Raw genomic sequence first — 4,389 nt, forward strand, 5'->3', positions numbered from 1 at the left:
CTTTCTATGTGTTTAAACATAATTTCATTAGCACTTTTAAAAAAGTCTTTTTTAATCTCAAAGCCATAAGCTTTGCGGTTTAAATTTGTAGCTGCTAAAAGAGTGCTACCACTTCCAGCACATGGATCTATAACAACATCACCTGCATCTGTAAAAATAGTGATTAATCTTTCTAGCAATTTAACAGGCTTTTGTGTGGGATGTATTTTAGGAATACCTTCATCTTTTTGCCAATCCATGCAGTTATAAATCATCTTGCCATCATTATTAAATTTTGGAAGTTTTTCACGATATAAGATTAAAGCATATTCACAATTTCCAACTATTCTCATATTTGCTTTTAAAACTTGAGATGAGCTTTGTTTTCTAAAAACCAAATTTATATAATGATTAAAGCCATATTTTTTAGCTACTTCAATTAACATTGCTTGTTGCTCAAAAGAGCAAAAAACAATCATGCAAGGACTTTTACCGCATTCTTTAGGTTCTTTTATAAGCATTTTTGAACAAAAGTGCATAAATTCGCTAACTCTAAAATCATTATCTGTATCAAAAAATGCCTTGTTTGCTTTTTTGCTTTTTCCATTTTTATTATCCCCATTTATATACCATTTAGGAGATGAAGCATAAGCATTGTTGTCTAAATTATAAGGAATATCAGCTATTACAAGCTGTGCTTTTGGTATATTATATCTTTTAAAATTTTGAAAATGGTCGTTATAAAGCTGTGGGTGAAACATCATCACTTCCTTTTTGATTAAATAAATTAGGCTCTTTTAAAAAGGCTATTTTTTCCATTATTTCATTAAATTCGCTCTGATAGTCTTTGATATTCTGATTTAATATGCTTCTTTCATCTTTAACTCTTTGTATAGATCTATGAATTGCTAAAGCTCTTTTGGTTAAAACTTCTATCTCTTGGTTTAACTCACCTTGATTTAATTCCTTTAACTGCTCTAATTGCTGATTAGTATTTTTTTTCATTTTTTATCCTTTTAATTATATTTTCAAGTTTTAAAAGTCCGCGTTCTAAAACTTCTTGTTCTTCTTTACTTCTTGCTTTTAGCTCATTTATTCCTTTTGCTGCAATAGAATAAAGCACCAAATCAATTCGTTTGTAAAACTCTAATTTCTTTTTGTATTCTTCTCTTAGTCTTTGTAAAATGTTTTCTTTTTCTTTTTCAAATAAAGCTAAAACAAAAGAATCTGAAAAATAAAAACAAAGTCTTCTTTCTTTATTTTCCCCTACAATCTTTGCATCTTTAAAAAAGTATTTAAGATCATTATTTAAAACAAGTTTTGCTAAATCGTAAGCTTCTAATTCTCTTGTAATATTCATTTAACACCTCATTGTATAAGTTTTATTAAATTCTCTTGTGATCTTTTCTACTTTAAAGCTAGTTTTTAATTTATTATCACATTCAGGACAAAAGCCATCTAAACTCACGCTTTTTACATCGCCTATAATTTCATCAAGACCTTTAAAAAATTTAGAATTTGGCACAAATTCTAAGTTGCATTTTGAACATTTTATTGTCCCTTTAAAAATAAAATTTACTTTCATATTCTCTCCTAACTTGCCAAAGCGTAAGGCTTAAATATCTTAGCCCAACGTGGATTGTTTAAATACTTTGTTTGCTCAAGTATCATTCTCATATTAAAATGCCAAATTCCTATCATTCTTAAATAATCTTGCATAAGATCTAATGCATCATTGATATCATTTTCTATTCTATCTAAGAACTTATCCTTTATCTTCAATGTAAGCTCTAATCTTTTCCATCGCACAAATTCCCTTTTAATGTTTTCTTTGTGATAGTACTTTTGTTTTTCGTATTTATCATAAAGTAAAATGCGTTCTAATTTATAGTATTTACTTTGAGGATTGTTGATATACATACTTGTTTTATAAGTATGAAAATCGCCAAAGATTTTAAGTTTGCTAAACCTTTCTTGGTGTTTAAATTCTCTTGGTTTAGATACTGCTAGATCATCATCAAAATCACAAGCAATATCCACACTATAAGCTTTAAACCTTTTTATCATTTTGCTTAAAATTTTCCACACTTCAGCTTCTATTTGTTTACTAGGCTGATAAAGCCCATTAAATTGCACCTCTATGTAGTAATCTTTTGCTTTTTTATTCTTTTTAGAAAGCTCAAAGCAAGCCTTAGAATTATCTAATATAATGATAGTATTTGAAAGGCTTTTATTTCTAGGTTTTATATTGATATAACGCATTTTAAAAGGATAAAATTTATCATTGGTTTTTATGCCTTTGAATTTGTCTTTTGCAAATTCATCAATGCTTTTATTTCTTGTTGTGCTTCGCATTTTTTCAAAAAGCCCCCATCTTTTAAGGTATTTGTAAAAGGTTTTTTTGTTGATAACGAAACGGAAGCTGTCGTATCCTGTGCTATGATTTGTTTGCATAAAATATCCTTTTCAAAACCTTTTTTCATTAAAAAGCCATTGCTACTTATCTTTACAAGTGCATAGCCACGCATTGCTAAACTTTCTATTACCTTTGCTCTTTGTGCTTTTTTAAATGCATCATTATCTTTTTGTATGGGTTTAAAACTCATTTTTTTCCTTTTTTAGACATTAAATGAGTGTTTAGGGTTTATTAAAATGTCCTAAACACTGTTAAACTGGTGATTTATTTAATAGTTGAAATTTTTTCTTCGTTTTTCTAATTTAAATACTAATATATCACAAGCTTTTTTACTTAGCTCATCATTAGTGCATAAAATTTTAGTTTTAAGTTCTCGCATTAAACTTTCCACCCAAAGAAAAAGCTCATCATCTCTAAAAACAAAAAGCTGATTTTTGGCAAATTCTGCTTTTAGTTTCTCGTATTTTTCCCCTTGTATATTTTTAAGCTTAAAAACCTTTTCTTTAGTCTTTTTGTGCTTTTGTTTTTCGATTAAAAGCTGATATTTTAAAGCTTTTATTTCGTTTTCTAGGTATGGTTTGTTACTCATTTTTAAGCTCCTTAAGTTCTTTTTCAAGCCTATAAACTTTTGCCGATAAAACACATAATAAAGTCGCTAATACTAAAACTATAATTTCTAAAATCATTTTTAACTCCTTTTTTGATATAATAGAAAAGGTAAAAGATGATAAGGGCTTTCGCCCTTTGCCTTAATGCTTTCTTGCGTTGATAATGGCTGTTATCAAGCAGATTAAAGCAGTGATTAACTCGAGCACATCACTAGCGTTCATCTTTTACTCCTTTCTTTTATTTCAAAAGTAATTTATCTTTACTTTTGATAACACAATTATAACATAATAATTACTAATTGTCAAGGTTATAATAATTTATTTTTATTTTTTGTAGATAAAGAAGTAATTTAAATTTACTTTGTGGATTAATTTTCGTTAATCCACGCTTTAAAGTCTTTTTTGATAGCTTCTGCTTTTTCTAATTTTGCTTCTAGTTCAAAAATTTTTTTAAGCATATTAATAGCGTGTGCCATTTGAAAACTTATTTTTTCAGTAGAAATGGCATTTTTTACTGCACCTTCACCAAAACCTATTAACTCGGCTAACTCTTTATAAGTTAAGCCTTGCTCTTTACAAAATTGTTTTAATTCTTCACTTGTCATTTTTCCCTTTCTTTTATTCTAAAGATATTTTATCTTTTATGTTAAAAATTCTATATAAAATAATTTTATTTTTATCGTTTTTATAATACTCTAAATCTACTAAAAAATTAAATCCATAAGGATTTTTCAAAACTTCTTCGGCTATTTTCTCATCACTAAAACTAACATCAACCGCATAAGGACTTAAAGCATCGCACTTTGCCTTATGTTTTGTTTTATTGTCTATTTTATTTGTAGTTTTATACATCGTTATCAAAGCATTTTCATGTATCTTTTGATATTCAATTTCCTTTTTTTCGCAAATGTAATTAGCATTTTCATAAATAAGCTTAGCTTCATCACTATTTATTCTCAAAAGTTCTTCACCTTTATGATTGATAAAAAAAGTATTTTGATTTATAGTAACGGGTGCAAATATATTTTTTAAATTATTGGCATTATACTTAGTAAAATGCGGATTTTCTTCTATTTCTTCTATACTTTTTGATTTGATATTTTTAAAAGATATGATAAGTTCTATAAATTCATTTAATGCTTGAATAGGTGCAATAATAGGCAAAACTTCTCCTGCTATTTCAAAAACCAAAGAATATATATCACTACCAGTTTCAACTTTTTCTAAAAAAATTTTACTTTGTGTTATACCGTGCTCTTTTGATATAAAACTATCCATTAATTTTTGAAAACTTAACAAAGAATTAGCCATTATCCCAAGTTCTATGTTTTCTTCATGGATAATTTTTATTTTAAAATTAACAATATTTTCTTTCTCTTCTGTCAT

General features: G+C 27.1%; 9 protein-coding genes. All 9 read right to left on the reverse strand.

Features of this window, described 5'->3' with window-relative positions; genetic code table 11:
* The coding region (locus BGS43_RS04795; protein WP_096569027.1) for a DNA-methyltransferase at window positions 1-740 on the reverse strand (740 nt) is incomplete at its 3' end.
* Window positions 718-984, reverse strand: a complete 267-nt coding sequence (locus tag BGS43_RS04800; protein WP_002787304.1) for a hypothetical protein — start codon at window positions 982-984, stop codon at window positions 718-720. The genes BGS43_RS04795 and BGS43_RS04800, both read right to left, overlap by 23 nt.
* Complete coding sequence (locus tag BGS43_RS04805; protein ID WP_002801257.1) at window positions 968-1,339, reverse strand: hypothetical protein; 372 nt, start codon at window positions 1,337-1,339, stop codon at window positions 968-970. The genes BGS43_RS04800 and BGS43_RS04805 overlap by 17 nt, the downstream gene beginning before the upstream one ends.
* Window positions 1,340-1,564, reverse strand: a complete 225-nt coding sequence (locus tag BGS43_RS04810) for a hypothetical protein (protein WP_002787300.1) — start codon at window positions 1,562-1,564, stop codon at window positions 1,340-1,342.
* A gap of 8 nt (window positions 1,565-1,572) precedes the next feature.
* The gene (locus tag BGS43_RS04815) at window positions 1,573-2,334 is read right to left on the reverse strand and encodes a hypothetical protein (protein WP_002787298.1); all 762 of its coding nucleotides are present in this window, start codon (window positions 2,332-2,334) and stop codon (window positions 1,573-1,575) included.
* Entirely contained in the window at window positions 2,271-2,585 is a 315-nt protein-coding gene (locus tag BGS43_RS04820) for a hypothetical protein (RefSeq protein WP_002787295.1), read from the reverse strand. Before BGS43_RS04820 ends, BGS43_RS04815 begins: the two co-directional genes overlap by 64 nt.
* Before the next feature lie 78 nt (window positions 2,586-2,663).
* Window positions 2,664-2,984, reverse strand: a complete 321-nt coding sequence (locus BGS43_RS04825; RefSeq protein ID WP_002787293.1) for a hypothetical protein — start codon at window positions 2,982-2,984, stop codon at window positions 2,664-2,666.
* A gap of 387 nt (window positions 2,985-3,371) precedes the next feature.
* Window positions 3,372-3,608, reverse strand: a complete 237-nt coding sequence (locus BGS43_RS04830) for a hypothetical protein (RefSeq protein WP_002787289.1) — start codon at window positions 3,606-3,608, stop codon at window positions 3,372-3,374.
* A gap of 13 nt (window positions 3,609-3,621) precedes the next feature.
* On the reverse strand, window positions 3,622-4,389 hold a 768-nt coding region (locus BGS43_RS04835), incomplete at its 5' end, for a hypothetical protein (RefSeq protein ID WP_002912337.1).

It is taken from the genome of Campylobacter sp. 110 (assembly GCF_002383965.1).
In the GTDB taxonomy this organism is placed as follows: Bacteria; Campylobacterota; Campylobacteria; order Campylobacterales; family Campylobacteraceae; genus Campylobacter_D; species Campylobacter_D coli.